Source organism: Planococcus sp. S3-L1 (genome assembly GCF_030063085.1).
Classification (GTDB): domain Bacteria; phylum Bacillota; class Bacilli; order Bacillales_A; family Planococcaceae; genus Planococcus; species Planococcus kocurii.
Genome location: NZ_JASISN010000001.1, coordinates 343,302 through 368,900, shown reverse-complemented (window position 1 = coordinate 368,900; position 25,599 = coordinate 343,302). Strand labels below are relative to the sequence as shown.

The 25,599-nt window shown below is 42.4% G+C and carries 30 protein-coding genes; 2 read left to right on the top strand and 28 right to left on the bottom strand.

Annotated features, from left to right (window positions below; translation table 11 throughout):
- Nucleotides 1-14: 14 nt before the first annotated feature.
- The 9 genes from atpD to QMF37_RS01785 all read right to left on the bottom strand — a co-directional run bounded on the left by atpD (nucleotide 15) and on the right by QMF37_RS01785 (nucleotide 6,865).
- Complete coding sequence (gene atpD, locus QMF37_RS01825) at nucleotides 15-1,430, bottom strand: F0F1 ATP synthase subunit beta (protein WP_058384470.1); 1,416 nt, start codon at nucleotides 1,428-1,430, stop codon at nucleotides 15-17.
- A 168-nt stretch (nucleotides 1,431-1,598) separates the two neighbouring features.
- Nucleotides 1,599-2,456: an ATP synthase F1 subunit gamma gene (gene atpG / locus QMF37_RS01820; RefSeq protein ID WP_058384469.1), complete on the bottom strand. Its 858-nt coding sequence runs from the start codon at nucleotides 2,454-2,456 to the stop codon at nucleotides 1,599-1,601.
- Between the two features lie 47 nt (nucleotides 2,457-2,503).
- Nucleotides 2,504-4,012, bottom strand: coding sequence for a F0F1 ATP synthase subunit alpha (atpA, locus tag QMF37_RS01815; protein WP_058384468.1), 1,509 nt, complete (start codon nucleotides 4,010-4,012; stop codon nucleotides 2,504-2,506).
- A gap of 27 nt (nucleotides 4,013-4,039) precedes the next feature.
- Entirely contained in the window at nucleotides 4,040-4,570 is a 531-nt protein-coding gene (locus QMF37_RS01810) for a F0F1 ATP synthase subunit delta (protein ID WP_058384467.1), read from the bottom strand.
- The gene (gene atpF, locus QMF37_RS01805; protein WP_058384466.1) at nucleotides 4,567-5,088 is read right to left on the bottom strand and encodes a F0F1 ATP synthase subunit B; all 522 of its coding nucleotides are present in this window, start codon (nucleotides 5,086-5,088) and stop codon (nucleotides 4,567-4,569) included. The genes QMF37_RS01810 and atpF overlap by 4 nt, the downstream gene beginning before the upstream one ends.
- Nucleotides 5,089-5,248: 160 nt before the next feature.
- Complete coding sequence (gene atpE / locus QMF37_RS01800) at nucleotides 5,249-5,473, bottom strand: F0F1 ATP synthase subunit C (protein ID WP_006829234.1); 225 nt, start codon at nucleotides 5,471-5,473, stop codon at nucleotides 5,249-5,251.
- 58 nt (nucleotides 5,474-5,531) lie between these two features.
- Nucleotides 5,532-6,242, bottom strand: coding sequence for a F0F1 ATP synthase subunit A (atpB, locus tag QMF37_RS01795; RefSeq protein ID WP_058384465.1), 711 nt, complete (start codon nucleotides 6,240-6,242; stop codon nucleotides 5,532-5,534).
- A gap of 27 nt (nucleotides 6,243-6,269) precedes the next feature.
- Nucleotides 6,270-6,641, bottom strand: a complete 372-nt coding sequence (locus QMF37_RS01790) for an ATP synthase subunit I (protein WP_058384464.1) — start codon at nucleotides 6,639-6,641, stop codon at nucleotides 6,270-6,272.
- Between the two features lie 2 nt (nucleotides 6,642-6,643).
- Nucleotides 6,644-6,865, bottom strand: coding sequence for an AtpZ/AtpI family protein (locus tag QMF37_RS01785; protein ID WP_058384463.1), 222 nt, complete (start codon nucleotides 6,863-6,865; stop codon nucleotides 6,644-6,646).
- Between the two features lie 316 nt (nucleotides 6,866-7,181).
- Here QMF37_RS01785 and QMF37_RS01780 point away from each other — a divergent pair, with 316 nt between their 5' ends.
- A complete protein-coding gene (locus QMF37_RS01780; protein WP_283476216.1) occupies nucleotides 7,182-7,406 on the top strand; it encodes a hypothetical protein in 225 nt (74 codons plus the stop codon).
- 24 nt (nucleotides 7,407-7,430) lie between these two features.
- Nucleotides 7,431-7,616 carry a hypothetical protein gene (locus tag QMF37_RS01775; RefSeq protein WP_071153053.1) on the top strand — a complete coding sequence of 62 codons (186 nt, stop codon included), beginning with the start codon at nucleotides 7,431-7,433 and terminating at the stop codon, nucleotides 7,614-7,616.
- Here QMF37_RS01775 and wecB read toward each other — a convergent pair.
- The 19 genes from wecB to QMF37_RS01680 all read right to left on the bottom strand — a co-directional run bounded on the left by wecB (nucleotide 7,598) and on the right by QMF37_RS01680 (nucleotide 25,571).
- Nucleotides 7,598-8,716 (bottom strand): non-hydrolyzing UDP-N-acetylglucosamine 2-epimerase, encoded by a 1,119-nt coding sequence (gene wecB, locus QMF37_RS01770; protein WP_058384462.1) that lies wholly within the window; start codon nucleotides 8,714-8,716, stop codon nucleotides 7,598-7,600. The genes QMF37_RS01775 and wecB overlap by 19 nt on opposite strands.
- A 19-nt stretch (nucleotides 8,717-8,735) precedes the next feature.
- Nucleotides 8,736-9,365: a uracil phosphoribosyltransferase gene (upp, locus tag QMF37_RS01765; RefSeq protein ID WP_058384461.1), complete on the bottom strand. Its 630-nt coding sequence runs from the start codon at nucleotides 9,363-9,365 to the stop codon at nucleotides 8,736-8,738.
- A gap of 232 nt (nucleotides 9,366-9,597) precedes the next feature.
- Nucleotides 9,598-11,772 (bottom strand): EAL domain-containing protein, encoded by a 2,175-nt coding sequence (locus QMF37_RS01760; protein WP_283476212.1) that lies wholly within the window; start codon nucleotides 11,770-11,772, stop codon nucleotides 9,598-9,600.
- Between the two features lie 258 nt (nucleotides 11,773-12,030).
- Entirely contained in the window at nucleotides 12,031-13,266 is a 1,236-nt protein-coding gene (gene glyA, locus QMF37_RS01755) for a serine hydroxymethyltransferase (RefSeq protein ID WP_283476210.1), read from the bottom strand.
- Entirely contained in the window at nucleotides 13,253-13,837 is a 585-nt protein-coding gene (locus QMF37_RS01750) for a TIGR01440 family protein (RefSeq protein WP_058384458.1), read from the bottom strand. Before QMF37_RS01750 ends, glyA begins: the two co-directional genes overlap by 14 nt.
- 12 nt (nucleotides 13,838-13,849) lie before the next feature.
- A complete protein-coding gene (rpiB, locus tag QMF37_RS01745) occupies nucleotides 13,850-14,287 on the bottom strand; it encodes a ribose 5-phosphate isomerase B (protein WP_058384457.1) in 438 nt (145 codons plus the stop codon).
- 152 nt (nucleotides 14,288-14,439) lie between these two features.
- Nucleotides 14,440-14,868, bottom strand: coding sequence for a low molecular weight protein arginine phosphatase (locus QMF37_RS01740; protein WP_283476207.1), 429 nt, complete (start codon nucleotides 14,866-14,868; stop codon nucleotides 14,440-14,442).
- Nucleotides 14,869-14,889: 21 nt separating this feature from the next.
- Nucleotides 14,890-15,882 (bottom strand): L-threonylcarbamoyladenylate synthase, encoded by a 993-nt coding sequence (locus tag QMF37_RS01735; protein ID WP_071153049.1) that lies wholly within the window; start codon nucleotides 15,880-15,882, stop codon nucleotides 14,890-14,892.
- A gap of 89 nt (nucleotides 15,883-15,971) precedes the next feature.
- On the bottom strand, nucleotides 15,972-16,829 hold the full coding sequence (gene prmC / locus QMF37_RS01730; protein ID WP_071153048.1) for a peptide chain release factor N(5)-glutamine methyltransferase: 858 nt from the start codon (nucleotides 16,827-16,829) through the stop codon (nucleotides 15,972-15,974).
- On the bottom strand, nucleotides 16,816-17,895 hold the full coding sequence (gene prfA / locus QMF37_RS01725) for a peptide chain release factor 1 (protein ID WP_058384453.1): 1,080 nt from the start codon (nucleotides 17,893-17,895) through the stop codon (nucleotides 16,816-16,818). Before prfA ends, prmC begins: the two co-directional genes overlap by 14 nt.
- 353 nt (nucleotides 17,896-18,248) lie before the next feature.
- Nucleotides 18,249-18,839, bottom strand: a complete 591-nt coding sequence (locus QMF37_RS01720; RefSeq protein ID WP_071153047.1) for a thymidine kinase — start codon at nucleotides 18,837-18,839, stop codon at nucleotides 18,249-18,251.
- Between the two features lie 321 nt (nucleotides 18,840-19,160).
- Nucleotides 19,161-19,376: a 50S ribosomal protein L31 gene (rpmE, locus tag QMF37_RS01715; RefSeq protein ID WP_008432981.1), complete on the bottom strand. Its 216-nt coding sequence runs from the start codon at nucleotides 19,374-19,376 to the stop codon at nucleotides 19,161-19,163.
- A 150-nt stretch (nucleotides 19,377-19,526) separates the two neighbouring features.
- Nucleotides 19,527-20,810 carry a transcription termination factor Rho gene (gene rho, locus QMF37_RS01710; protein WP_071153046.1) on the bottom strand — a complete coding sequence of 428 codons (1,284 nt, stop codon included), beginning with the start codon at nucleotides 20,808-20,810 and terminating at the stop codon, nucleotides 19,527-19,529.
- Nucleotides 20,811-21,039: 229 nt separating this feature from the next.
- Nucleotides 21,040-22,005, bottom strand: a complete 966-nt coding sequence (gene glpX, locus QMF37_RS01705) for a class II fructose-bisphosphatase (protein WP_071153045.1) — start codon at nucleotides 22,003-22,005, stop codon at nucleotides 21,040-21,042.
- A gap of 72 nt (nucleotides 22,006-22,077) precedes the next feature.
- Nucleotides 22,078-23,376, bottom strand: a complete 1,299-nt coding sequence (locus QMF37_RS01700; RefSeq protein ID WP_058384449.1) for a UDP-N-acetylglucosamine 1-carboxyvinyltransferase — start codon at nucleotides 23,374-23,376, stop codon at nucleotides 22,078-22,080.
- Nucleotides 23,358-23,486 carry a hypothetical protein gene (locus QMF37_RS01695; protein WP_256204103.1) on the bottom strand — a complete coding sequence of 43 codons (129 nt, stop codon included), beginning with the start codon at nucleotides 23,484-23,486 and terminating at the stop codon, nucleotides 23,358-23,360. The genes QMF37_RS01700 and QMF37_RS01695 overlap by 19 nt, the downstream gene beginning before the upstream one ends.
- Before the next feature lie 49 nt (nucleotides 23,487-23,535).
- The gene (gene fsa / locus QMF37_RS01690) at nucleotides 23,536-24,192 is read right to left on the bottom strand and encodes a fructose-6-phosphate aldolase (RefSeq protein WP_058384448.1); all 657 of its coding nucleotides are present in this window, start codon (nucleotides 24,190-24,192) and stop codon (nucleotides 23,536-23,538) included.
- Nucleotides 24,193-24,269: 77 nt separating this feature from the next.
- Entirely contained in the window at nucleotides 24,270-25,127 is an 858-nt protein-coding gene (locus QMF37_RS01685) for a class II fructose-bisphosphate aldolase (RefSeq protein WP_071153044.1), read from the bottom strand.
- 84 nt (nucleotides 25,128-25,211) lie between these two features.
- Nucleotides 25,212-25,571 carry a response regulator gene (locus QMF37_RS01680; RefSeq protein ID WP_071153043.1) on the bottom strand — a complete coding sequence of 120 codons (360 nt, stop codon included), beginning with the start codon at nucleotides 25,569-25,571 and terminating at the stop codon, nucleotides 25,212-25,214.
- Between the last annotated feature and the right edge of the window lie 28 nt (nucleotides 25,572-25,599).

Here is a 25,599-nt window from a genome sequence, read left to right as displayed (position 1 = left end):
CCTGGTCCCTGGTTTTAGACTTCTACGCCCATGCCTTTTGCTTTTGCAATAACATCTTCAATGCGTCCAACTAAACGGAAAGCATCTTCTGGCAAGTGGTCATATTTTCCATCAAGAATTCCTCTGAATCCTTTGATCGTTTCTTGAACTGGAACATAAGAACCTTTTTGGCCAGTGAACTGTTCAGCAACGTGGAAGTTTTGAGAAAGGAAGTTTTGAACGCGGCGTGCACGGTTAACCGTCAGCTTGTCCTCATCACTTAGCTCATCCATACCAAGGATTGCAATAATATCTTGTAATTCTCTGTAGCGCTGCAAAGTTTCTTGAACTTCACGCGAGATTCCGTAATGTTCTTCGCCAACAATTTCTGGTGACAATGCACGAGAAGTTGATGCTAAAGGATCCACTGCTGGGTAAATACCCATCTCAGAAAGTTTACGCTCAAGGTTAGTCGTTGCATCTAAGTGAGCAAACGTTGTAGCCGGAGCCGGATCCGTATAGTCATCGGCTGGTACATAAATTGCTTGAATCGATGTTACTGACCCTTTGCTTGTCGTCGTGATACGCTCTTGTAATTGACCCATTTCAGTAGCAAGTGTTGGTTGGTAACCAACTGCTGATGGCATACGGCCTAGTAATGCAGATACCTCAGATCCTGCTTGTGTGAAACGGTAAATGTTATCGATGAATAGAAGAACGTCTGCGCCTTGTTCGTCACGGAAGTATTCTGCCATTGTTAAACCAGTCAAAGCAACACGCATACGTGCACCCGGTGGCTCGTTCATTTGGCCGAAAACCATAGCCGTTTTCTTAATAACGCCAGAATCGCTCATTTCAAAGAACAAGTCATTTCCTTCACGTGTACGTTCACCAACACCAGCGAATACGGATAAACCACCGTGTTCTTGTGCGATGTTGTTAATCAATTCTTGAATAAGAACTGTTTTACCTACACCGGCACCACCGAAGAGACCGATTTTACCACCTTTGATATAAGGTGCAAGCAAATCGACAACTTTGATACCTGTTTCAAGAATTTCAACTTCTGTGGAAAGATGCTCAAATGTAGGTGCTAAACGGTGAATCGGATCGCGACGCACTGCTGCTGGAATTTCTTCCCCTAAATCGATAACTTCACCAAGCACGTTGAATACACGGCCTAATGTTACATCTCCAACTGGAACAGAAATTGCTTTGCCCAAGTCAGTTACTACTGAACCACGTTGTAATCCATCAGTGGATTCCAGCGCGATTGTACGGACTGAATCATCACCAAGGTGAAGAGCCACTTCAAGCGTTAAAACGACTTGATCTTGGCCGGGACGATCAATATTTACAGTTAAGGCGTTATAAATAGCTGGTAGCTGTCCGTTAGCGAACTTGATATCTACAACAGGTCCCATAACCTGAAGAACGTGTCCTGTATTCATGCTGTTCCCTCCTGTCTTACTTTTTTATAAAATTCCCTATACGGGATACTCATTTTTAGAATGTAGCATCTAGATTTTACAGGCTCTCAGGCAATCTACTCTAGAAATAAAATTTCTAGTGCATTTCGCCATTAGCCTGTCGAGTCTACATGAATACTTCTGTATGTTTTATTCTAAAGCAGATGCTCCGCCAACAATCTCTGTAATTTCCTGTGTGATTGCTGCTTGGCGTGCACGGTTGTATTGAAGTGTAAGTCCACTAATCAAATCAGACGCATTATCAGTCGCGCTCTTCATTGCTGTCATGGATGCAGCATGTTCACTCGCTTTGCCGTCAAGAACAGCCCCAAAGATTAAGCTTTCTGCGTATTGAGGAAGTAAAACTTCCAAAATTGCTTCTGCTGAAGGATCAAACTCATACGATGCAGTTGATCCTGTCGGTTGAATATCCGTCAGCGGCAAGACTTTTTTCTCTGTGACTTCTTGTTGAATAGCTGAAACAAAGTGATTGTAGTACATATAAACTTCGTCATACGTACCATCTGAGAACATACCAACAGCTTTGCGCGTTATTTCTTTAATATCCGCAAACGTCGGATGATCCGGAAGTGCGATTGCACTCTCAAGAATCGTCATTCCTTGCTTCGCAAAGAATTCCTTTCCTTTCCGGCCAACGCTGAGGATTACAAAGTCGTCATTAGATGTATGGCGTTCGCGGATTTTAGCCATAACAGTACGAAGAATATTACTGTTATATCCACCTACTAGCCCACGATCTGATGTAATCACTAAATAAGCGGTTTTCTTTACAGGGCGAGCAATCATCATCGGGTTGCTAGTATCTGAAGATCCAGCTGCGATAGATGCGACAACATCCTGAATTTTGTGCATGTATGGAACGAACGCTTTCGCGTTTACTTCCGCACGGCTTAGTTTAGATGCAGAAACCATTTGCATGGCTCTTGTGATTTGACTTGTTTTCTTCGTTGACGTAATTCGGTTTTTTATATCGCGTAATGATGCCACTGGTATTTCACCACCTTATTATTTTTTCTTCTTATTCGAACTCGATATTACTCAGATTTTGCAAATGTGCGTTTGAATTCGTTAATCGCTGCAGCAAATGCGTCATCAGCTGGTAATCCTTGAGTTGTGCGAATAGTATCCAAAATTTCTGTGTGGTTTAGATCTAACCAGCTTGTCAATTCAGCTTCAAAGCGAGAAATGTCGTTGATCGCGATATCGTCAAGGAATCCACGAGTTAACGCGTAGAAAATAACAACTTGTTTTTCAACTTTGATTGGATTGTTCAAGTCTTGCTTCAAGACTTCAACTGTACGTTTCCCACGCTCAAGTTTCGCAGCAGTTGCAGCATCAAGATCTGAACCAAACTGTGAGAATGACTCAAGTTCACGGAAAGCAGCCAAGTCAAGACGTAATGTACCCGCAACTTTTTTCATTGCTTTGATCTGAGCTGAACCACCAACACGTGATACAGAAAGACCCGCATTGATCGCTGGGCGTACACCCGAGAAGAATAGATCCGACTGAAGGAAAATCTGACCATCTGTAATCGAGATAACGTTTGTTGGAATATATGCAGCAATATCGCCAGCTTGCGTTTCAACGAACGGCAATGCTGTGATAGAACCTGAACCAAGAGTTTCGTTTAATTTTGCAGCACGTTCTAGTAAACGTGAGTGCAAGTAGAAAACGTCACCTGGGTAAGCTTCACGGCCTGGTGGACGACGAAGTAGTAGTGAAAGTTCACGGTAAGCAGATGCTTGTTTTGTTAAATCATCATAGACGATTAACACGTGTTTGCCTTCAAACATGAATTCTTCTGCCATTGTAATACCTGCATAAGGCGCCAAGTACAATAATGGAGCTGGTTGTGAAGCTGAAGCTGTTACAACGATTGTGTAATCTAATGCTCCATTTTTACGGAAAGTTTCTACTACGTTACGTACAGTAGATTCTTTTTGTCCGATTGCCACGTAGATACAAATCATATCTTGGTCAGCTTGGTTTAAAATCGTATCGATCGCTACAGAAGTTTTACCTGTCTGACGGTCACCGATGATCAACTCACGCTGTCCACGACCGATTGGCACAAGTGCATCAATCGCTTTAATACCTGTTTGAAGTGGCTCATGAACCGATTTACGGGCCATTACACCTTGTGCAGGACTTTCAATTGGACGAGATTTTGTTGTGTTGATTGGTCCAAGACCGTCAACAGGTTGTCCAAGTGGATTTACTACACGTCCGATAAGTTCGTGTCCTACCGGTACTTCCATAATACGGCCAGTTCGACGTACTTCATCGCCTTCTTTGATGTCTGTGTAAGGGCCAAGGATAATAATACCAACGTTGTTGGCTTCCAAGTTTTGCGCCATACCAATAGCACCAGTTGAGAACTCTACAAGTTCTCCAGCCATGACATTGTCGAGGCCATGAGCGCGCGCGATACCATCACCAATGGTAATTACTGTACCAACGTCGTCAACTTTCATCTCTGATTGATAATTTTCAATCTGTTGTTTAATCAGACCGCTGATTTCTTCAGCTTTGATGCTCATGTATGTCACCCTCTCATAATTTCATAATTAACCGATTAGTTGACGTTGCAAACGTGCCAGTTTCGTGCTCACGCTGCTGTCATAAATACGGTTACCGATTTGAATACGTAATCCACCGATCAACGATGGGTCGATAATATTTTCAATTCGCAAAGATTGTTTACCAATTTTTTTAGCGAATACAGAAGAAATCGATGCACGTTCTTCTTCAGTCAATGGACGTGTAGAATATACTTCTGCATCTTCGATTCCTTGTGCATGATTAGATAAAGCAATAAACTCATCAGCCAATGAGCCAACTTCGTTCAGACGTTTGCGTTCTGCCATCAATTGAAGTGTGTTAACGACAAACGGATTTGCCTCATGAAACACTTCATTGATTAAGTTTGTTCTTTTATCAGCTGAAAGTTTTGGAGAAACAATCAAATTGTAAAGTTCAGGAGTCATTTCAAAGACTTTTTTCACTTCACGTAAATCATGTTCAATTGCCAAAGACGATTCATGCTTTTGAGCGACTTGGAACAATGCTAAAGCGTAGCGTTCTGCAACTTGACTCACTGAACTTCGCCTGCCTTCGCAATCGTTTCATTAATCAACTGACGGTTGTCTTCCTCAGAGATTTCTTTTTCAAGCACTTTCGTAGCAGCAAGTAGTGACAATGCCACAACTTCTTCACGAACAGCTGAAATCGCTTTATCTCTTTCGTTAGCAATTTCCTGAACTGCAGCATCTTTCATGCGAGCAGATTCAGCACGTGCAGTTGTAATGATTTCCTCACGCGAAACTTCGCCTTGCTTTTTAGCGTTTTCAACGATTTCTTGTGCTTGTGTACGCGCATCTTTAAGAAGGCTGCGCTGCTCTTCAAGCAATTTGTGTGATTCTAGACGGCTGTTTTCAGCAGTTTCGATCTCACTCTTGATCAAATCTTCACGTTGCTGCATTATGCCCATCAAAGGACCCCATGCGAACTTCTTCAATAGCAACATTAGTAAAATGAAGATCACAAGTGTAGCGAGAATGTCTCCAATATTCAAAAACTCCCCGGTTGCACCGAGTACGAGGTGATCAAAAAACACGATTGTTTCACTCCCTTCAAGAGCCTAAAATGCAATTTCTTCTATAGTAAGATCTTTTATTTTCGTAAGTTGTGTTTCTGAAAAATACTAGTTCATACAAGTTTAAATGGCGAAAACCATGTCGAAGCATCCCCACCATTTAACTTTTTGTATAAAAATACTATTGGTTCATAACGATGAACGCGATAACTACAGCGATGATTGGCAATGCCTCAACCAATGCAACACCGATGAACATAGTTGTTTGTAATACGCCACGAGCTTCTGGCTGGCGAGCGATACCTTCAACTGTTTTTGAAACGATAAGACCGTTACCGATACCCGCGCCTAGTGCTGCTAAACCTACTGCGATTGCTGCTGCTAATAAACCTAATGAACCTGTCATTGTAATGTGTCCTCCTCAGGATAGTTGTTTTTTTGTTTGCTCGATGAGCAGTTTATACTCAATGGTCGTCGGCAACTTTATGCGATAAATAGACCATCGTCAACATAACGAAAATAAATGATTGGATTGCCCCGATAAAGATCGAGAACCCTTGCCACGCCATCATTGGTAAAATAGCTGTTGCAAATCCGAAAGCACTTGCTGATGCGAGGCCTGCTAACAAAGTTAACAAGATTTCCCCCGCATAGATGTTACCGTAAAGACGCAGACCGAGTGTCAGCGTATTTGCGAATTCCTCAATAATCTTTAAAGGAAATAGGAATGGCATGGGCTTAAGATAGCTTCCGCCATATCCTTTTAGTCCTTTTAGCTTGATCCCATAAAAATGGCTCAAAACTAGTACCGTTGCGGCTAGTGTCATTGCTACCGTCGGATCAGCTGTTGGTGATTTCCACCACAGATCTCCGTTGACAACTATTGCAAATGGAAGTCCCAACATGTTCGACACAAAAATGAACATAATCAGGGTGATTCCAAGAACATGGAATCGGCCACCATCTTTCCAATCCATATTGCTTTTGATTATCCCTTTCACGAAATCCATGATCCATTCCATGAAGTTTTGCATACCCGTCGGTTTAAGTTGCAAATTCCGTGTAGCGACAAAAGCAATTAGGAAGACGATAAGAGCGGCTACAAGTAGCATCATAACGTTCGATAGGTTGAACCAGATCCCGAACACCTTGAGCATAGGAGCGCCATGTTCCACGATAGTTTCACCTCTCTTTCCACATTCTTAATGGTGTTTCACGTGATAAACAATCCGCTCTGTTAATAACAGAGCATAAGGGACCATCAACCCAATTACTGTACTGACCAAGTGAATGTGCTCTGCGAATAAAATGGCAATCGCCACAGCTGCAACACCTGATGCAAACCGTAATGCCGTTCCAAGCGAACGAACTTTCGAGCCTTCAGCCACCGCTCGGTCGAATTTCTCCATCCGACGAACGAGAATCCACATGTTGTAAATGCCGAACAAAGTTCCGATGATGAGACCTGCGAACACTTCTTGATAAGAGGTAAACCCCCAACCAATAACGTAGAACGCTAAGATGAAAAGGATCATCTTTTTCAGCCTTGTATATATCTCCCTAAGTCCATCCATTTTCACTTGTCTCCTGATTCGAATTTGCGGACAGTCTGAAGCATTGCCCAAACACCGGCAGTAATGCCTATGAATAGGCAGATGATCATGAAAAACGGGGCGGTTCCGATCCTTTCATCGAGCCACATACCTGTAAACACCCCGATGAGTACGGACCCGACAAGTTGTGAGAGGATGGCGCTGTAAATTGCCATCGCTTGCAAGGGCCTTTTTGTTGGGCGCATGACAACCCCCTCGAACTTCGTTGATTTGACATTACACCCTCAAAAAGAGTAGTCGCATCAGGCTTCCAAATTACATATTCTATGTAAGAAAACCTTCTCATGCATACCCTTTGTAAGCATACATTAGGGGTAAAATCATGTCAATTAGTAGAAGTGAAAAACTTCACAAGCGATTTCCCTCTGACATATTGTCGACAAACTTTAACAAGAAAAGTAGAATCGGCTATTTTAGCTCCGACAGGCTTAAGGCAGAATGGCGAAGTGGCGTTTTTCAGCCACACAGCCAGGCTGACTTAAGACCCCGAGGAGCTAGCCGATGCAACTAGACAACAAGAAAAGTGAAAGTGCCTGTTTAGCTCTGACAGGTGTAAGACAATCTAGCGAAGCGGCGTTCTTTGCCGCACAGCTAGAGTGGCTTACATCCCGAAGAGCTGGGCACTTGCAACTAGACAACACGAAAAGTGGAATCGGCTATTTTAGCTCCGACAGGCTTAAGGCAGAATGGCGAAGTGGCGTTTTTTCAGCCACACAGCCAGGCTGACTTAAGACCCCGAGGAGCTAGCCGATGCAACTGGACAACACGAAAAGTGAAAGTGCCTGTTTAGCTCTGACAGGTGTAAGACAATCTGGCGAAGCGGCGTTCTTTGCCGCACAGCTAGAGTGGCTTACATCCCGAAGAGCTGGGCACTTGCAACTAGACAACACGAAAAGTGGAATCGGCGATTCACTCTTTTACAACTTCGAGAAATAAGTGTGCAATGCTTCTACAATCCGAGCAGATGCTTTACCGTCTCCGTATGGATTAGATGCTTGCGACATTGCTTTATAAGCCGCTTCATCCGTCAGCAATTCTTTGGCCATTCCGTAAATTGTTTCTTCGTCCGTTCCCGCAAGCTTAAGCGTTCCCGCACTAATACCTTCAGGGCGTTCAGTCGTATCACGAAGGACCAATACCGGCTTACCTAATGAGGGTGCCTCTTCTTGAATGCCACCAGAGTCAGTCAGGATAAAGAACGAACGTGCTGCAAAGTTGTGGAAATCCAAAACTTCTAACGGCTCGATCAAATGGATACGCGGATCGCGACCCAATACCTCATCTGCTACTTCACGTACTGCCGGATTCATATGCACCGGGTAAACTACTTGAATATCGTCATGCTCTTCGATCAAACGTTTGATGGCGCGGAACATATTGCGCATCGGTTGGCCTAAATTTTCACGACGATGTGCCGTCAAAAGAATCATACGATCCGTACCGATTTTCTCCAAAATTGGATGCGAATACGTTTCACGCACCGTTGTTTGAAGTGCATCAATCGCTGTATTTCCTGTAATATAAATGGTTTCTTCTTTTTTGTTTTCAGCAAGCAGATTTTGAGCAGATTTTTCAGTTGGTGAAAAATGAATGTCTGCCATGACTCCCGTCAATTGACGGTTCATTTCTTCAGGATATGGCGAGTATTTATTGTGCGTACGCAAACCCGCTTCTACATGTCCAATGGCAACTTGGTTATAAAATGCGGCAAGACTAGCGGCGAAAGTTGTTGTCGTATCGCCATGAACCAGCACGATATCTGGTTTTGCTTTTTTCATAACTTCGTCAAGCCCTTGCATCGCGCGCATTGTCACATCAGTCAATGTTTGACGATCTTTCATAATGTTCAAGTCGAAATCAGGCGTGATACCGAATGTCTCCAGAACCTGGTCCAGCATTTCTCTGTGCTGCGCCGTCACCGTTACTAATGGCTCAATGGTGTCCGGATGTTTTTGCAGTTCTAACACAAGCGGTGCCATTTTAATGGCTTCAGGCCGCGTACCAAATATCGTCATTACTTTCCATTTTTTCGTCAAGCTGATATACCTCGCTCTCTTATTTTGTTCCGAATAATCGGTCGCCAGCATCTCCAAGACCTGGTACGATGTATCCTTTTTCGTTCAATTTCTCATCAAGCGCTGCGATGTAGATATCCACATCCGGATGAGCTTTTTGCAAAGCTTCTACACCTTCAGGAGCTGCGATGATGCACATGAAACGGATTTTTGTGGCTCCACGTTTTTTCATAGAGTTGACTGCTTCGATTGCTGATCCGCCTGTAGCAAGCATTGGATCAACTACGATGAAATCTCGTTCTTGTACATCAGAAGGTAATTTCAAATAGTACTCAACCGGCTGCAACGTAACCGGGTCACGGTATAACCCAATATGTCCAACTTTAGCAGCTGGAATCAATTTCAAAATTCCATCTACCATTCCAATTCCTGCACGCAAAATCGGCACAACGCCTAATTTTTTTCCTGCTAAAACTTTAGATTTCGCCATTTGAACTGGTGTCTCCACGTCGATTTCCTCTAATGGCAAGTCGCGTGTGATTTCAAATGCCATCAATGTAGCAATTTCATCCACCAATTCACGAAACTCTTTTGTGCCTGTAGATTTATCACGGATGTACGTTACTTTATGTTGGATCAGCGGATGATCGAAAACGTATACTTTTCCCATGGCTATCTCTCCTTTTCAAATATTATCTTAAATAGTATAACAGAAAACCAGTAGCCCAAGTTGTCAGATATTGCTTTAGCATTATTCAGTTATTTTCACCTATGGTTTATTTCACAAAAAAAAGCCAGGATAACTTCCCCAGCTTTTCTTGGCATCAAATTTTGGACAACCATCAGCGCCATTCATTTTTGAGCCAACGCAATTAATGTTCAGTTCCTAACAAGTTTTTCTGTTACAAGTAAAACGCTTCGTTCAGCGGCATCGGTTTATAGAACAGATAACCTTGCCCTACTTTGCAGCCAAGCTCCAACAATGTTTGACGATCTTTTTCCGTTTCCACACCTTCTGCTACTGCACGCATGTTCAGGTTTTCTGCAAGCTGGATGATGGTTCGAATAATCGCCAATGTTCCTGGCTCATTCATATTCGAAATGAATGAACGATCGATTTTTAATTCTTCGACAGGCAGTTTTTGCAAGTAGCTGAGTGATGAGTAACCTGTTCCAAAATCATCAATCGACGTAGTAAAGCCGCACTGCTTCAAGTGTTTGAATACTTTATTGGCTGTCTCGATATCAACAAAGCCAATTCGTTCTGTAATTTCCAATTGAATCCACTGTGGATCAATACCATATTCGGCAGTCATATCCATTAGATGCGGAACAAATGAATGATGAAAAAAATGATCTGCTGATATGTTGATAGCTACTTGTCGAATCTTCAAGCCCTGCTCTACTCTTTTTTTCATCCAGTCCAACACTTGTTGTAAGATGTTCTGCTCCAACAAACGAATCTTGCCATTTTTTTCAGCTGCTGGAATAAAGACATCCGGCGAAATCGTGCCAAGGTCCGGTGAAGTCCAGCGAGCGAGCGCTTCAAAGCTTATAATTTCACCAGTTGCCAAATCGACTTTCGGCTGCAGGTGCACGCCCACTTCATTGCGCCTAAGGGCTGCGGTCAATTCATTAGCCACACGCAGGTATTTCATCATAAACTCATCATGTTCACTCTCAAAATAACAAATCGCTTCGCCTGTCCGAAGTTTTGCCTGAGACAAAGCACTATCTGCACAACGAATCAATTCTTCCGAATTCTCTTGATGAGGAGTCACAACTGCTACACCAATTTTCAAAGTTAGAAATAATTCCATATCGCCAACAGTAATCGGTTCGACTAGCCCCTGCAACAGATGCTCTAAATATTCCGGGATTTTAGTGAACGGCATCATGCTAAACATGGCCAACGTTGAATCTGAAAACCGTGCAATCAACCCCTCAGAAGAATTTTGTGACAGCATCAACCGTTTGCCGATTTCACTCATAATGGTATCTCCTGTGCTGTGACCGTATTGATCGACTACTGCGACGTATTCATCTGTTGATATAAAGGCAATAAAGCCTTCTCGTTTTTCTTTGAGCAGTTCAGCGACTTCATTTCTGAAATAATTTCGGTTGGGCAATCCTGTATGCTCATCGACATAAGCAAGCCGCAGAATTTTTTCTTGCTGCTGAGAATACTTGATCGCCAGTGAAGTAATGGATCCGATTTCTTCCATGAAGGCTAAATCTTCTTCGTGTGGAGTCAATGGAACAGAAAAGTAAATCCCAAACGTACCCATTGTCTTTCCTTCAACGTTGAATATGGGAATGGACCAGCTTGCTACCAACCCATACTCTTTTACCAATTGCTGATGATTCCGCCATAGATAATCTGAGCCCATGTCTTCGACAACTACTAATTTCTGTCTATGAAACGCAGCTCCGCACGTTCCAATATCTTCTTCAACGGCTAAGCCACTAATCGCTTCTTGAAAGCCTTTTGGCATAGAATTGGCTGCACCGATTTTATAAAATTCATCATCATCGATCAACAAAACTGTACATTTTGCACTATCAATAAAAAACGATTCGGCTGTCTGACAGATGTCCTGCAACAGCACACTGAGCATATGTCCTTTTTCAATGCCTCTGTACGTTTCTTTTTGAAGTTTAATCAGCGCTTCCGCACGCTTACGATCTGTAATATCGTGCTGTAGCATCAAAGTGAAATTGAAATTCTTCTCTGGAAAAGACAAAGGTTCCACTGATATTTCGTTCCAAAAAGGTGTGCCGTTTTTTCGGTAATTGACGATTTCAACTACTCCACTCTCACCAGAAGCCACGCAGGCACGTACTTTATCACTTGCTTCTTTTGCTGTTTTTTCTCCGTGAAGAAAGCGTCCATTGCGCCCGAGCGTTTCCGCTTCGCTATAGCCGATCATTTTGTAGAAAGCGTCATTTGCATAAACGATGGGATGATTTTCTATTTCAGAATTGATGATTAGAAACGATGTATGGAATTCTACACCTAGACGGCGCAGCCACTCTATAATCACTTTCTTATCTCTTTCAAGTTCATTCGTGTACATGCGACACGTCCCTCCTGCTGTTATTTCTATGTACTTCAACTGAACAATATCCATTCACCTTTACATGCTGATACGAAGAAATTTGACCAGCTACAACTTAAAGTGGTGCCGCTATATAACGAAAAAAAGTATAGACTTCTGCAAGCTGAGCGTAACAGCTAGAAGAATCGCTATCACTACGAGAAATGAAGTGCCTCTTCAAATTTAATAATGTAAAAATACAGCTACCAAGCAGTTTTACTCGGTAGCTGCATGAATTTATTTATATAAGGGATGCGCAGCAGTTAGTTTAGCCGTACGTTCTGTAGCATCTTTTTTCACGTTTTCATCTTCCGGATTTTTCAAAAGCATGGCCATAATCGCAGCAATTTCTTTCATATCCTGTTCTTTAAATCCACGAGATGTAACAGCAGCAGTTCCTAAGCGGATACCCGATGTGACAAACGGGCTTTCCGGATCGAATGGAATGGTATTTTTGTTCGTCGTAATACCAACTTCATCAAGTACATGTTCTGCAACTTTCCCGGTCAGATTTAACGAACGAAGATCGAGCAGCAGCAAATGATTGTCCGTGCCGCCAGATACGATATTCACACCTTCTGCGATCAATGCTTTAGCTAGTGCATCCGCATTTTTTACAACTTGTTCAATATAGGTTTTGAATTCTGGTTGTTGCGCTTCACCAAATGCAACGGCTTTCGCTGCGATTACGTGCATAAGCGGACCGCCTTGAATTCCTGGGAAAATCGTTTTATCAATTTTTTTCGCAAATTCTGCGTTACAAAGAATCAATCCACCACGTGGCCCACGCAATGTTTTATGCGTAGTCGATGTAACGAAATGAGCATGAGGGACAGGATTGGAATGAGCTCCAGTAGCAACTAGACCTGCAATATGAGCCATGTCGACCATCAAGTATGCGCCAACTTCATCAGCAATTTCACGGAACTTAGCAAAATCCAATTGACGTGAGTAAGCACTTGCTCCAGCAACGATCATTTTTGGCTTATGCTCTAATGCCGCTTGACGAACTGCTTCATAATCAATTAATTGCTCTTCTTCCGTGACTCCGTACTCAACAAAATTATACTGCATCCCACTAAAATTCACTTTACTACCATGTGTTAAATGCCCACCATGGTTTAAGTTCATCCCAAGAATCGTATCGCCTTTGTCCAAAATGGCTGTGTATACAGCCATATTGGCCTGTGATCCTGAGTGGGGTTGAACGTTCGCATGCTCTGCGCCAAAAATCTCTTTCAGCCGGTCACGTGCAATGTTTTCAACCACATCTACATATTCACAGCCTCCGTAATAGCGTTTGCCCGGATAGCCTTCTGCGTATTTGTTTGTTAATACTGATCCTTGTGCATCCATAACGGCTTGCGAAACAAAGTTTTCAGAAGCAATCAATTCGATATTCGCTTCTTGTCTTCCTTTTTCTGCATTCATCGCTTCATATACTGCTGGGTCTTGCATCTTAATCAATTCCATCCGTATATCCCTCCCGTGATTGAACAAGCTCACGATTATAGTTCGCACGCTCACCGCCAATTAATTTCGGCCGTGTCGTAGCGGATGCCACAACCGCTTCACCTACTAGTTTAACAGATGTACGCAACGGAACGGCAACTCTTTTTAAATGCATGCCAATCATTGTTTGTCCAATATCAATCCCCGCATGTGCCTGGATTTCTTCTACCACCACAGGATCGATCATATTACCGAATGCGTATGCACTCATTGACCCTCCCGCTTTTGGAGCAGGAATCACCGTGACCGGTTCCCAGCCATATTTTTCAGCTGCCCGACGCTCTACAGTCAAGGCCCGGTTAATATGTTCGCAGCCTTGAAACGCCAAAAAGAGATGGTGGCGAGCTGCAAATTTTGCTAAAGGTCCAAACAAACTTTCTGCAATATCCAGGCCTCCACCTGTTCCGATGCGCTTTCCTGCTACTTCTGATGTTGAACAGCCGACTACAAACACTTGGCCTTTCCTGAATTCGATCTGCTGCTCTAATTCGCTTAAAACCTCTTCAAGTTGCAATTGCCATAAAGTTTGCATGCCGACTCCTCCTTATTTTTCGAGGTCTGTGATTTTTTGAATGCGTTTTTCGTGTCTACCGCCTTCAAATTCTTCAGTTAGCCAGGTCTGCGCAATTTCGCGTGCAAGACCTGGACCAATAACGCGCTCGCCCATCGCTAAAATATTCGAATCGTTATGTCCTCTTGTCGCTTTTGCACTAAATACATCATGCACAAGTGCACAACGGATTCCTTTAACTTTATTCGCAGAGATAGACATCCCGATACCCGTGCCGCAAATCAAAATACCCCGATCAAATTCTCCACTTGCTACAAGATCTGCTACCGGTTTTGCATAATCTGGGTAATCTACTGAATCGTCTGTATGTGGACCAAAATCCTTGTATTCAATCCCAATTTCGTTCATTAAATTAACGATTTCTTTCCTTAAATTGTTGCCGCCATGATCTGATGAAATTGCTACTCTCATAATATACCCTCTTTTCTTGGAATCAAATTTATGAATCAGCAAAAGCGCCAGTGTCGAATCATGCCGAATTTTCTTCACGCTTTTAATTAATTCTAACATTTTTACGCAAAAAAGACAGGCAAACCCGTGAAAGGCTTGTCTGTCTTTTTTGCTTACGTCATTTTGAGAACAATTTTATCAATTAAGAACTTGAGTTCTTGGAATGTTTTTTCATACAGCTCCAGTGGTCCACCGTATGGATCACTAATATCCTTACTCGAATCTTTGGCAAATTCAGTTAGCGTATAAAGTTTAGTTGCCACTTCCGGATATGCTTGCAACAACGTCATTTTGTGTGAATGGGTCATAGTTAAAACTAATTCTGCCCACTGCAAATCTTCAGCATCGAGCGGCTTTGAAGTGTGCGCAAACGAAATTTGCTGTTGGTTCAGAACCGCTTGGGCGTTTGTAGAGAGTGGGGCAATTCCAGCGAATATACCAGCAGAACGCACTTCTACACCAGCCACATTTTTAGACGTTAAGATTGCTTCAGCCATCGGACTTCGGCATGTATTGCCCGTGCAAACAAAAAGAATTTTCATGTTGCATCTCCTTTCAGCAACTCAACTAAACCATTTGTGGTCGGCCGCTTTTTCGAGTCTATTCATTAATGCGTCATTTTCTTTCGTGCCAGATTCTACTGATGCCAAAATCAAGTCAGCATCTGTTAAATCGCATTTCCGCAAACTAGCATAGAGGCTGTCCATCGACAGTGGAAAATTAAAGTCAGCCATTGGGTATTCAGTTTCGCTAATGACTGCGATGCGTTTCCCTTTTCCTTGAACGTATTCGATCGCTTTTTCAATCAAGCCTTTTTCATTTTCAATCAAATACAAAGGAGCTGTAGGCGCGTAATGCATGTATTTCATTCCTGGTGATTTAGGTACATTGCTTGTGTTACCTGATGACGACCGGACCGTTCCGATTACTGCCTCTATTTGTTCTTTTGACACTTTGCCCGGACGTAAAATGACCGGTGGTTCGCTCGTCATATCTAAAACAGTTGACTCTATACCAATCTCAGTAGCTCCCCCGTCCAAAATCAATGGGATTTTAGACTCCATATCATGAAATACATGTTCAGCTAAAGTTGGACTAGGCTTGCCGCTCGTGTTGGCACTCGGCGCAGCTAAAGGCAATTGCAATTTTTGCAGTAAGGTTAATGCAACTGGATGATTGGGTACGCGAATTCCGACCGTTTGCAAATCCGCTGTTACATTAGACGCAAAAATTTCAGGTTCGGCTTTTAAAATCAACGTCAAAGCACCCGGCCAAAAAGCATCCATGCAGTCCAATGCTTTTGATGATACTTCTTGTACATATCTCAATGCCGTTTCTTTTGAATCAACATGAACAATCAGTGGATTATCTGCAGGACGTCCTTTTGCTTCAAAAATTTTACTGACTGCTTCAAAATTCGTTGCATCTGCTCCTAGACCATATACTGTTTCGGTTGGAAAAGCGACTACTTCACCAGATTTCAAAATATCCACAGCTTGTGTATAACTATTTTCTTCATCCACATTTTTATCCACAACAACAATTTTCGTTTTCACACCAACAACTCCTATTTTTAAGGGTTTTTCATCTTTTATCCACAAATCGTGGATAAAGTCATGTAGCCTGTGCGTAACTTGTGTATAAATTACTCGATTACCGCAAAAACCATTCGGTCATTTTTGTTGATATCTTTTTTACAATAGATTAATGCTGTCGGAAAAGCTCTTTTTAGCATCTTTTCTACGGCAGCTCCTTGTTGATAACCTATTTCAAACCCGATAATTCCCGGTTTATTTAGCAATTCAGGAAATTGTTTTGCCATTTTTTCATAAAGTGCCAGCCCTTCATTATCTGCAAACAAAGCATGATGCGGCTCAAAATCACGAACGCTATCCGATAGTCCTGGGGCTTCTGCATAGGCGATATAGGGCGGATTAGATAAAATAACGTCCCATTTTTGATTTTCGATTGGTTTTGTTACATCACCTAACCGAAAATCAATTTCAGCATTTAACTCTTCCGCATTTTGCATTGCTGTTTGTAGCGCTGGCTCGGAGATATCTGTCGCAGTGACCTGCGCTTGTGGCAATTCACATTTCATCGTAATGGCAATAACACCACTTCCCGTACCAATATCCGCAATTGCGATTTCTTTTGTTAACATATGGCGTTCGATTAGTTGCAGCGTTTCTTCTATTAACTCTTCAGTTTCGGGTCTAGGAATTAATACATCGGCATTTACGCGAAATTGCCTCCCATAAAATTCTTCTGTACCTGTCAAATGTTGGACAGGAATTCCTTTTGTGTGTAGTTCAATATTCGTCCAAAAACTTTCTAATTGCGCTTCGGTTATTTCATCACGCATTGATGCCATTAACCCTGAATACGAAAGACCCAGTTGGTGTTGAAGAAGCACACGTGCGGCTCCTTCTTCGCGGCCATTTTCCTCTAAATAAGAAGAAGCCCTCTTCAGGGCCTCATAAACATACTTAAGCTTGGTCATTATTGAGACTTTCCATACGAGCAGATTGTTCTTCAATAATCAAGGCATCAATAATTTCATCCATTTTCCCTTGTAAAATCTGATCTAACTTTTGAATAGTTAAACCAATTCGATGATCCGTTACACGATTTTGAGGAAAATTATATGTGCGGATTCGTTCAGAACGGTCACCCGTTCCAACAGCTGATTTTCGGACTGCATCGTATTCAGCCTGAGCTTCTTGCTGGAATTTTTCGTAAACACGCGCACGTAATACTTTCATTGCACTCGCTTTGTTTTTAATTTGTGATTTCTCGTCCTGACACGTTACTACTGTATTCGTTGGAAGATGCGTCAAACGAACAGCTGACATGGTCGTGTTTACCGATTGTCCACCTGCTCCAGAAGATGCATACGTATCGGTACGAATATCATTCTCATGAATATCAACTTCTACTTCTTCAACTTCTGGTAAACAAGCAACCGTAGCAGTAGAAGTATGAATACGTCCGCCTGATTCTGTTTCCGGAACGCGTTGTACACGGTGTGCGCCATTTTCGTATTTCATTTTTGAATAAGCGCCTTTACCGGTAATCATAAAGACGATTTCCTTGAATCCGCCAAGACCCGTCGGATTTGAATCCATTACTTGCACTTTCCAGCCATTCGATTCAGCAAAACGCGTATACATGCGGTACAAATCTCCAGCGAACAAAGCTGCTTCATCGCCACCTGCTGCTCCACGAATTTCCATAATAACGTTTTTGTCATCATTCGGATCTTTTGGAATCAATAATTTGTGAAGGCGCTCTTCAACAACCGAAACCTGTTGGTCTAGTTCACTCACTTCTTCTTTGACCATTTCACGCATATCAGCATCCATTTTTTCGTCGAACATGGCTTTGGCTTCTGCCAATTGAGTGGTTAAGTCTTTGTATTCACGGTAACTTTCAACCGTTTCTTGCAAGTCTGATTGTTCTTTTGAATAGTCGCGTAGCTTATTGGTATCACTAACGATATCTGGATCACTTAGCAATTCATTTAAACGGTCATACCGATCTTCTACTGATTGTAATCGATCAAACATAGGTGTCACCTCAAGTTCTAATTTTTGGTTATTGTTGTGATATTCCGCAAACTAGCTCCGCTTTCCTGCGGGCTTGCACCGAACTAACTCGGGCTTTGTGCCCGAGTGGATTTCGGTACTTCGCTATCCCGCGGGAGTCTCCGCTAGTTTGCTTCATATCTTAATAAATGATATTAATAATCAAAGTCTTCACTGATAATTTAATGATAAGCCAACTGTAATTTTTAAATAGAGTTTTCACTTTACATAATTGTTCACATGACTCTTAGAAGGAAGAGCGGCAGAGGCCGTGCCCGCGGAAAGCGTCCGCCTGCAGCGATTTCGTCAAAACCATCTCAATATCTATACTCTATTCACTTAACAGTAACGCCAGTCGGCACTTCATGGTGATGGCGGCAGCGAGGTTCGTAGGCTTCTGATGCACCGACCAAAATGGTTGGATCGTCCGAGCCTGCCGGTTTTCCGTCGATTAAACGTTGCGTGCGACTTGCCGGTGAACCACAAACTGTGCAAACTGCTTGAAGTTTTGTTACTTGCTCAGCAATTGCGAGTAGTGCTGGCATTGGTCCGAACGGACGACCTCTAAAGTCTTGGTCGAGTCCCGCAACAATTACACGGAATCCGTGATTGGCGAGTTTCTGAACATTGCCAATAATATCTTCGTCAAAAAACTGAGCTTCATCTATAGCAATTACATCAAATTCATCCGTAATGTATTCCCACATTTCAGATGAGCAAGAAATGGGCAAGGCAATTACAGTTGAACCATTATGAGAAACGACCTCTTCTTTACTATAACGATCGTCGATTTTCGGTTTAAATACAGCAATTTTTTGTTTAGCAAATTGGGAACGACGGACACGGCGAATCAATTCTTCCGATTTCCCGGAAAACATGCTCCCGCAGATCAATTCGACCCAGCCTGTTTGCTTCATAACATACATAGGTGAGACCCCTTTCAAACACTTGTGTTTTTTACTGTTTTAGCGATCAGCAACGCTTTTTATCCCTAGTTATTTACTCAATGAGCGAAGAAATAGATGGATTAAGGAGTTTCTTTGCTATTTATCATACCAAAATAATGTCGTAACCTGCTGATTTTTTGGAATATGTAAGGCGTTTTTTCTGATATAAAACGAAAAAATACCCGCCAGGCGTTTTCGCGCGAGGCAGGTATAATTTTAATTGATAGAAGAAAGCAAAAGACTGGAAGTTGGAAATTCAACAATTGAAATCCCCAATCCCAGTCTAGCGCTGAGCAAGTATTACTCGTTAATTTCTTCTTTTAAGCCGTATTTTTTGTTGAAACGATCTACGCGGCCATCAGCTGCTGCGAATTTCTGACGTCCAGTGTAGAATGGATGACATTCCGAGCAAAGCTCAACGTTGATGTTTTCTTTTACAGAACCAGTTGTGAAAGAGTTTCCACATGAGCAAGTTACTGTAGCTTGTTTGTAATCTGGGTGAATTCCTGTTTTCATCGTAATTTTCTCCTCTCGCCCTGAACCATCTGGAACAGAGTTTAATCTATTTTACTATTGCCTTACACGGTTCTTCAGACCGTATATGCAATAGCTTTGCTTTAATTCATTAACGCAATCATATCAAATTCCTGCGTCTTTTGCAAGTAATTAAATCATCTTCTTATTGTTTCGATGCGTTTTCATCTCAGTTGCTAATTGCTCAAAAAATTCTTCATTGGTATTTGTTTGACCTAGTTTTTTCAGGAAACGTTCTCCAAAATCGTGTGTATCCGAGAACGTTTTTCGAATAGTCCAAAGCTTTTCAAGTTGTTTCGGTTCAATTAACAATTCCTCTTTACGTGTGCCAGAACGACGAATATCAAGTGCTGGGAAGATTCGACGCTCAGCCAAACTGCGGTCAAGATGCAATTCCATGTTACCTGTTCCTTTAAATTCCTCATAAATAACTTCATCCATACGCGATCCAGTTTCTACTAAAGCTGTCGCTAAAATAGTTAAACTGCCGCCTTCTTCGATATTACGTGCTGCTCCGAAAAAGCGTTTTGGTCGGTGGAAAGCTGCTGGATCGATTCCTCCTGATAGTGTACGTCCACTCGGAGGAATCACCAAATTATATGCTCGAGCTAGGCGCGTAATTGAGTCCATTAAAATAACTACGTCACGTTTATGTTCAACGAGGCGCATAGCACGTTCAAGAACAAGTTCAGCAACTTTCACGTGGTTTTCAGGGACTTCATCAAACGTCGATGACACGACATCTGCATTTACTGATCGCTCGATGTCCGTTACTTCTTCTGGACGTTCATCTATTAGCAAGACAATTAGTTCTGCTTCTGGGTGATTCGTTGTAATGGAATTAGCGATTTCTTTTAGTAGCATTGTCTTACCCGCTTTAGGCGGCGCTACGATTAAACCGCGTTGACCAAATCCGACAGGCGATACTAAATCCATAATGCGCGTAGATAAATGAGCCGGCGTCGTTTCTAAACGAATGTGACGATCTGGGTAAAGTGGTGTAAGCCCTGGAAAGTGAACACGTTCTTTCGCCACTTCTGGATCTTCACCGTTGACTGCTTCTACTTGCAGTAACCCGAAATAGCGTTCATTTTCTTTCGGCGGACGTACTTTCCCTGAAACTTTATCGCCATTTCTCAAATCAAAACGACGGATTTGAGAAGCGGAAATATAAATATCCTGTGAGCTAGGCGAATAATTGATTGGTCGTAAGAAACCAAAACCTTCAGATTGGATAATTTCCAATACACCTTCCATAAAGAAAAAACCTTCTTGTTCTGCACGCGTTTTCAAAATCGCAAAAATTAGTTCCTTTTTAGATAGCTTACTGTAGTTAGTCAGCTTGTATTCTTTTGCTAAATTGTAAAGCTCTTTTAACGTCATATTCTCCAATGCGGAGATTGTTATCGTTGCCATGTATCGGACACCACTCTTATTCGTATTATTTTTTATAAATCGTTTAAATAGGCTTATTGCTTTGTTCATTTATCTGTTGATTTAAGCATTCTTAACGTCTGCTCGTTTAAAGATGGTGCAGATGGCATTTGATTCTTGTTACGTAATTTGAGGATCAGTAGTGAATGATTGAGAAGATCTTAAAGAAGAAGCCCGGCAAATTGCCGGACTCATTTATGAAGTAGGATCGTTAATCGTTCATTACGAGATTTGGCTTTTTCTGCAGACTGTGACGTCCTTCGATAAAGCGAATGGTTCCTGATTTTGCTCGCATAACCAGTGTGTGGCTTTCTGCGAAGCCACCTTTTAGCTGAACGCCTTTTAACAGTTCTCCGTCTGTAACACCGGTTGCTGCAAAAATAGCATCGTCGCCTTTAACAAGATCATCCATCATCAACACTTTGTTCACATCAATCCCCATATCTATGCAACGTTGTGCTTCTTCTTCGTTTTGCGGAAGCAGCTTCCCTTGGATTTCGCCACCTAAGCATTTTAAGCCAACTGCAGCGATTACGCCTTCAGGTGCTCCACCAATTCCGAATAGAATATCAACGCCTGTTTGATCAAATGCGGTATTGATTGCGCCGGCAACGTCTCCATCACCAATTAGCTTGATGCGGGCTCCCGCTGCACGAATCTGATCAATAACATCCTTGTGACGCGGACGATCCATAATTGTCGCAACCACGTCTTCAATGTCTTTATTTTTAGCTTTTGCTACAGCACGGAGATTATCAATAACTGGCGCATTGATATCAATTTTGCCAACCGATTCTGGGCCAACCGCAATTTTGTCCATGTACATATCAGGTGCATTTAACAGGTTGCCACGATCCGCGATTGCTAGAACTGCCAAAGCATTCCATCCACCAGCGGCAACAATATTCGTTCCTTCTAAAGGATCTACTGCAACGTCCACTTCAGGACCATTGCCTGTTCCTAATTCCTCACCGATATAAAGCATAGGTGCCTCGTCCATCTCACCTTCACCGATGACCACTACACCACGCATCGGAATGGTATCAAATACCGTTCTCATCGCTGTGGTCGCTGCATCATCTGCTTCGATTTTCATGCCGCGGCCCATCCATTTTGAAGAGGCAATTGCTGCTGCTTCAGTAATACGCACTAATTCCATCGATAAACTTCGTTCCATACGATCAGTTCCTCCGTTCAGCTTTAACTATGTCTTAGTTAGTGTAGCACATATTTTTATGCTAAAAGAAGATCAATTTGCGTCTTGGCTAAGGTCGGACTTCATGCTCGTCACAGGGTCAATTGTTTCTCTCCGAATATCAGCACCCAGACCTTGAAGCTTCTCAATAATAGATGAATACCCACGTTCGATATGATAAATTTCACGAATTTCAGTTTCACCTTCTGCAAGTAGCCCTGCGATTACCAAAGCTGCTCCTGCACGTAAGTCAGATGCCACTACAGTTGCAGACGTCAATGGCGTTGGCCCTGTGACAATTGCTGCTCGGCCTTCAACACGGCCACTGGCATTCATGCGACGAAGTTCATCGATATGCTTAAAGCGTGCCGAGTAAATGGTGTCGGTAATCATAGAAGATCCTTGAGCCTGAGTCATAAGTACAGAAAATGGCTGCTGAAGATCTGTTGGAAACCCTGGGTAAACTAATGTTTTTACGTCAATCGCATGAAGATCAGTAGATTTAGGAATAAAAATCGATTCTTCACCTTCTTGAACGTCAACACCCATTTCACGTAATTTTGCAGTCAATGCTTCCATATGGAATGGAATGACGTTATCAATCGTCACGCCATCACCAATTGCAGCTGCCATAATCATGAATGTTCCGGCTTCGATTCGATCAGGAATGATTGTGTGATTGGTTCCATGTAATTCCTCTACACCGTCAATTCGGATAACATCGGTTCCGGCTCCTTTGATTTTGGCGCCCATATTCGTCAATAAAGTCGCAACGTCAATAATCTCCGGCTCTTTTGCCGCATTTTCAATCGTTGTCTGTCCTTTAGCCATAACGGCCGCCAACATAATGTTAATGGTTGCTCCGACACTGACAACATCTAAATAAATTTTAGCACCACGAAGTTCATCGGCACGCAAATAGATCGCACCTTGTTCATTCGTTACTTTTGCGCCAAGCGCTTCAAAGCCTTTAATATGCTGATCAATTGGACGAGGTCCTAAGAAACAGCCTCCCGGAAGACCAATTGCTGCGTGCTTAAATCGGCCAAGCATTGCGCCCATCATGTAATAAGAAGCTCGCAATTTTTTCACATTGCCATTTGGTAAAGGCATATCTACCATTGTCGTCGGATCAATCGTCATTGTTCCGTCTTCAAAAGTCACTTCTCCACCAATTTCCTCCAAAATACTTTTCAGTGTCCATGCATCAGAAATCCCCGGTAACCCTTCAATCGATACTGGCGAATTAGCTAATATCGACGCAGGAATCAATGCTACTGCACTATTTTTAGCGCCATTGACTTTAATCGTTCCGGAAAGGCGATTACCACCTTTTATTTTATAAACATCCATTGAATTTCTCCTTTATCCACTTTTCGGGCCGTTTGGTTGGCTTGAAAAGTTCCATTGGTTCGGCGCTTCAGCTGATTGCCGATCTCAACTTGCATTTTTTCCACTTTCACGAAGGCGTCCCTTCCCATTTCAGGAAGGAATCGACTGTTTCAAGCTTTTTTAGTTTACTTCTACTGAACGTTTTTCCCAGTCTGCAAGGAATGCTTCGATTCCTTGGTCTGTCAACGGGTGTCTGAACATTTGGTGCATCACTTTAATTGGCATTGTCGCAATATGTGCACCGTTTAAAGCCGCTTCTGTAACGTGCTGTGGATGGCGAATAGATGCCGCAATAATTTCTGAAGAAATATCATGGATTGCAAAAATTTCTGAAATTGTTGCGATCAAGTCCATGCCGTTATGTCCAATGTCATCAAGACGCCCAAGGAATGGTGACACGTAAGCCGCTCCAGCACGTGCTGCAAGCAATGCTTGGTTCGCACTGAAGATCAATGTAACGTTTACTTTTTTGCCTTCTGAGGCAAGAACTGCACAAGCTTTCAAGCCTTCTGGTGTCATCGGCAATTTCACCGTGATGTTTGGAGCAAGATCAGCCAATTCGCGACCTTCTTTGATCATCCCTTCTGCATCAAGTGCAATCACTTCTCCACTAATTGAACCGTCAACAAGCGCAGCAATTTCTTTTAAGCGGTCATGGAACGAAACATTTTTTTCTTTTGCGACTAATGATGGATTTGTTGTAACCCCTGAAAGAATCCCCCATGCGTGTGCTTCTTTAATTTCGTCAAAGTTTGCTGTATCAATAAAAAATTTCATATGTTCTCTCCTCCAGTTTGACGGGAAAAAGAGAAGACGCCTTTCGGACGCTTCTCCTCCGTCTTGTTGTTTTTAAATTATGCTTTTCCTGAACTTCCGAACTCACGCATTTTACCCGTAACTGTTTTTTTAATCGCTTCACGGGCTGGTCCCATGTATTTGCGGGGATCATAAACATCCGCATCGTTTTTCAACACTTCACGAACTGCTTGAGCCGATGTAATTTGGCTTTCTGTGTTGACATTGATTTTCGATGTACCAAGAGAAACTGAACGTTGAATATCTTTTAATGGAATTCCTGTTCCGCCGTGCAACACGAGCGGTACGTCACATAGCTGTGAGATTTCTTCCATTTCTTTAAACCCTAAATTCGGTTCACCTTTATAAGGTCCGTGAACCGAACCAAGTGCAGGTGCTAGGCAATCAATACCCGTTTGTTCAACCATTTGCTTGCATTCCTGTGGATCCGCGTAAATAACGCCATCCGCAATGATGTCGTCTTCTTGTCCACCGACAGTCCCTAATTCTGCTTCCACAGAAACATTGTGCTGACGTGCATATTCGACTACTTGTTTTGTAATTTCAATATTTTCTTCAAATGGATGATGAGATGCATCAATCATGACCGATGTAAATCCTGCATCAATCGCTTCCTTACACTTCTCAAAGCTCGAACCGTGGTCTAAATGAATCGCCACCGGAACCGTAATTTTATAATCGTGCATCAATCCTTTAACCATGTTAACAACTGTTGTAAATCCACCCATGTAACGTGCTGCGCCTTCAGAAACTCCACAAATAACTGGAGAATTTTCTTCTTGTGCGGCTTGAAGAATAGCCTGTGTGAATTCTAAATTATTTAAATTGAATTGACCAATTGCATATCCTTCTTGTTTACCTTTTATCATCATTTCTTTCATAGAAACTAACGGCATTTAAATTTCCTCCTCAGCGATGGTTAAAGCGAATATCCTTTATACTATATCAAAAACCCAGTAGTTACGCCACTTCTTCGCTAGCTACTGTTCGAGTAGTTGCTTAACTGCATCACGCACTTCAAAGACATCGAAAGGCTTAGTGAAATAACGCTCCGCCCCCCAATTCATTGATTCTTTAATGAGATCGAGTTCACCATAAGCTGTCATCATAATGACGTGAATGCGAGGATTAGTCTTTTTCAAGCGCTTTAAAATCTCAATACCATCCATTCCAGGAATTTTCATGTCTAGTAATACGAGATCCGGAGAAAATTCCTGTACTTTTTTAAGCGCTTCTATTCCGTTTCCCGCTGCGATTGCTTGATAACCTTCTTTGCTAAATACTTCTTTTAATAATAGTCGGATGCCTAGCTGATCGTCTACTATCAAAATAGTCTTCAAGAAGAGCCACTCCTTTATCTGCTATACT

What these genes read in the sequence shown, in the direction of transcription:
- atpD (WP_058384470.1), bottom strand. Translation starts at nt 1,430, where the DNA reads ATGAATACAGGACACGTTCTTCAGGTTATGGGACCTGTTGTAGATATC.
- atpA (WP_058384468.1), bottom strand. Translation starts at nt 4,012, where the DNA reads ATGAGCATCAAAGCTGAAGAAATCAGCGGTCTGATTAAACAACAGATT.
- atpE (WP_006829234.1), bottom strand. Translation starts at nt 5,473, where the DNA reads ATGACAGGTTCATTAGGTTTATTAGCAGCAGCAATCGCAGTAGGTTTA.
- QMF37_RS01790 (WP_058384464.1), bottom strand. Translation starts at nt 6,641, where the DNA reads ATGGATGGACTTAGGGAGATATATACAAGGCTGAAAAAGATGATCCTT.
- QMF37_RS01785 (WP_058384463.1), bottom strand. Translation starts at nt 6,865, where the DNA reads ATGCGCCCAACAAAAAGGCCCTTGCAAGCGATGGCAATTTACAGCGCC.
- QMF37_RS01780 (WP_283476216.1), top strand. Translation starts at nt 7,182, where the DNA reads ATGCAACTAGACAACAAGAAAAGTGAAAGTGCCTGTTTAGCTCTGACA.
- QMF37_RS01775 (WP_071153053.1), top strand. Translation starts at nt 7,431, where the DNA reads ATGCAACTGGACAACACGAAAAGTGAAAGTGCCTGTTTAGCTCTGACA.
- upp (WP_058384461.1), bottom strand. Translation starts at nt 9,365, where the DNA reads ATGGGAAAAGTATACGTTTTCGATCATCCGCTGATCCAACATAAAGTA.
- QMF37_RS01760 (WP_283476212.1), bottom strand. Translation starts at nt 11,772, where the DNA reads ATGTACACGAATGAACTTGAAAGAGATAAGAAAGTGATTATAGAGTGG.
- glyA (WP_283476210.1), bottom strand. Translation starts at nt 13,266, where the DNA reads ATGGAATTGATTAAGATGCAAGACCCAGCAGTATATGAAGCGATGAAT.
- QMF37_RS01750 (WP_058384458.1), bottom strand. Translation starts at nt 13,837, where the DNA reads ATGCAAACTTTATGGCAATTGCAACTTGAAGAGGTTTTAAGCGAATTA.
- rpiB (WP_058384457.1), bottom strand. Translation starts at nt 14,287, where the DNA reads ATGAGAGTAGCAATTTCATCAGATCATGGCGGCAACAATTTAAGGAAA.
- QMF37_RS01740 (WP_283476207.1), bottom strand. Translation starts at nt 14,868, where the DNA reads ATGAAAATTCTTTTTGTTTGCACGGGCAATACATGCCGAAGTCCGATG.
- prmC (WP_071153048.1), bottom strand. Translation starts at nt 16,829, where the DNA reads ATGACCAAGCTTAAGTATGTTTATGAGGCCCTGAAGAGGGCTTCTTCT.
- prfA (WP_058384453.1), bottom strand. Translation starts at nt 17,895, where the DNA reads ATGTTTGATCGATTACAATCAGTAGAAGATCGGTATGACCGTTTAAAT.
- QMF37_RS01720 (WP_071153047.1), bottom strand. Translation starts at nt 18,839, where the DNA reads ATGTATGTTATGAAGCAAACAGGCTGGGTCGAATTGATCTGCGGGAGC.
- rpmE (WP_008432981.1), bottom strand. Translation starts at nt 19,376, where the DNA reads ATGAAAACAGGAATTCACCCAGATTACAAACAAGCTACAGTAACTTGC.
- rho (WP_071153046.1), bottom strand. Translation starts at nt 20,810, where the DNA reads ATGGCAACGATAACAATCTCCGCATTGGAGAATATGACGTTAAAAGAG.
- glpX (WP_071153045.1), bottom strand. Translation starts at nt 22,005, where the DNA reads ATGGAACGAAGTTTATCGATGGAATTAGTGCGTATTACTGAAGCAGCA.
- QMF37_RS01700 (WP_058384449.1), bottom strand. Translation starts at nt 23,376, where the DNA reads ATGGATGTTTATAAAATAAAAGGTGGTAATCGCCTTTCCGGAACGATT.
- fsa (WP_058384448.1), bottom strand. Translation starts at nt 24,192, where the DNA reads ATGAAATTTTTTATTGATACAGCAAACTTTGACGAAATTAAAGAAGCA.
- QMF37_RS01685 (WP_071153044.1), bottom strand. Translation starts at nt 25,127, where the DNA reads ATGCCGTTAGTTTCTATGAAAGAAATGATGATAAAAGGTAAACAAGAA.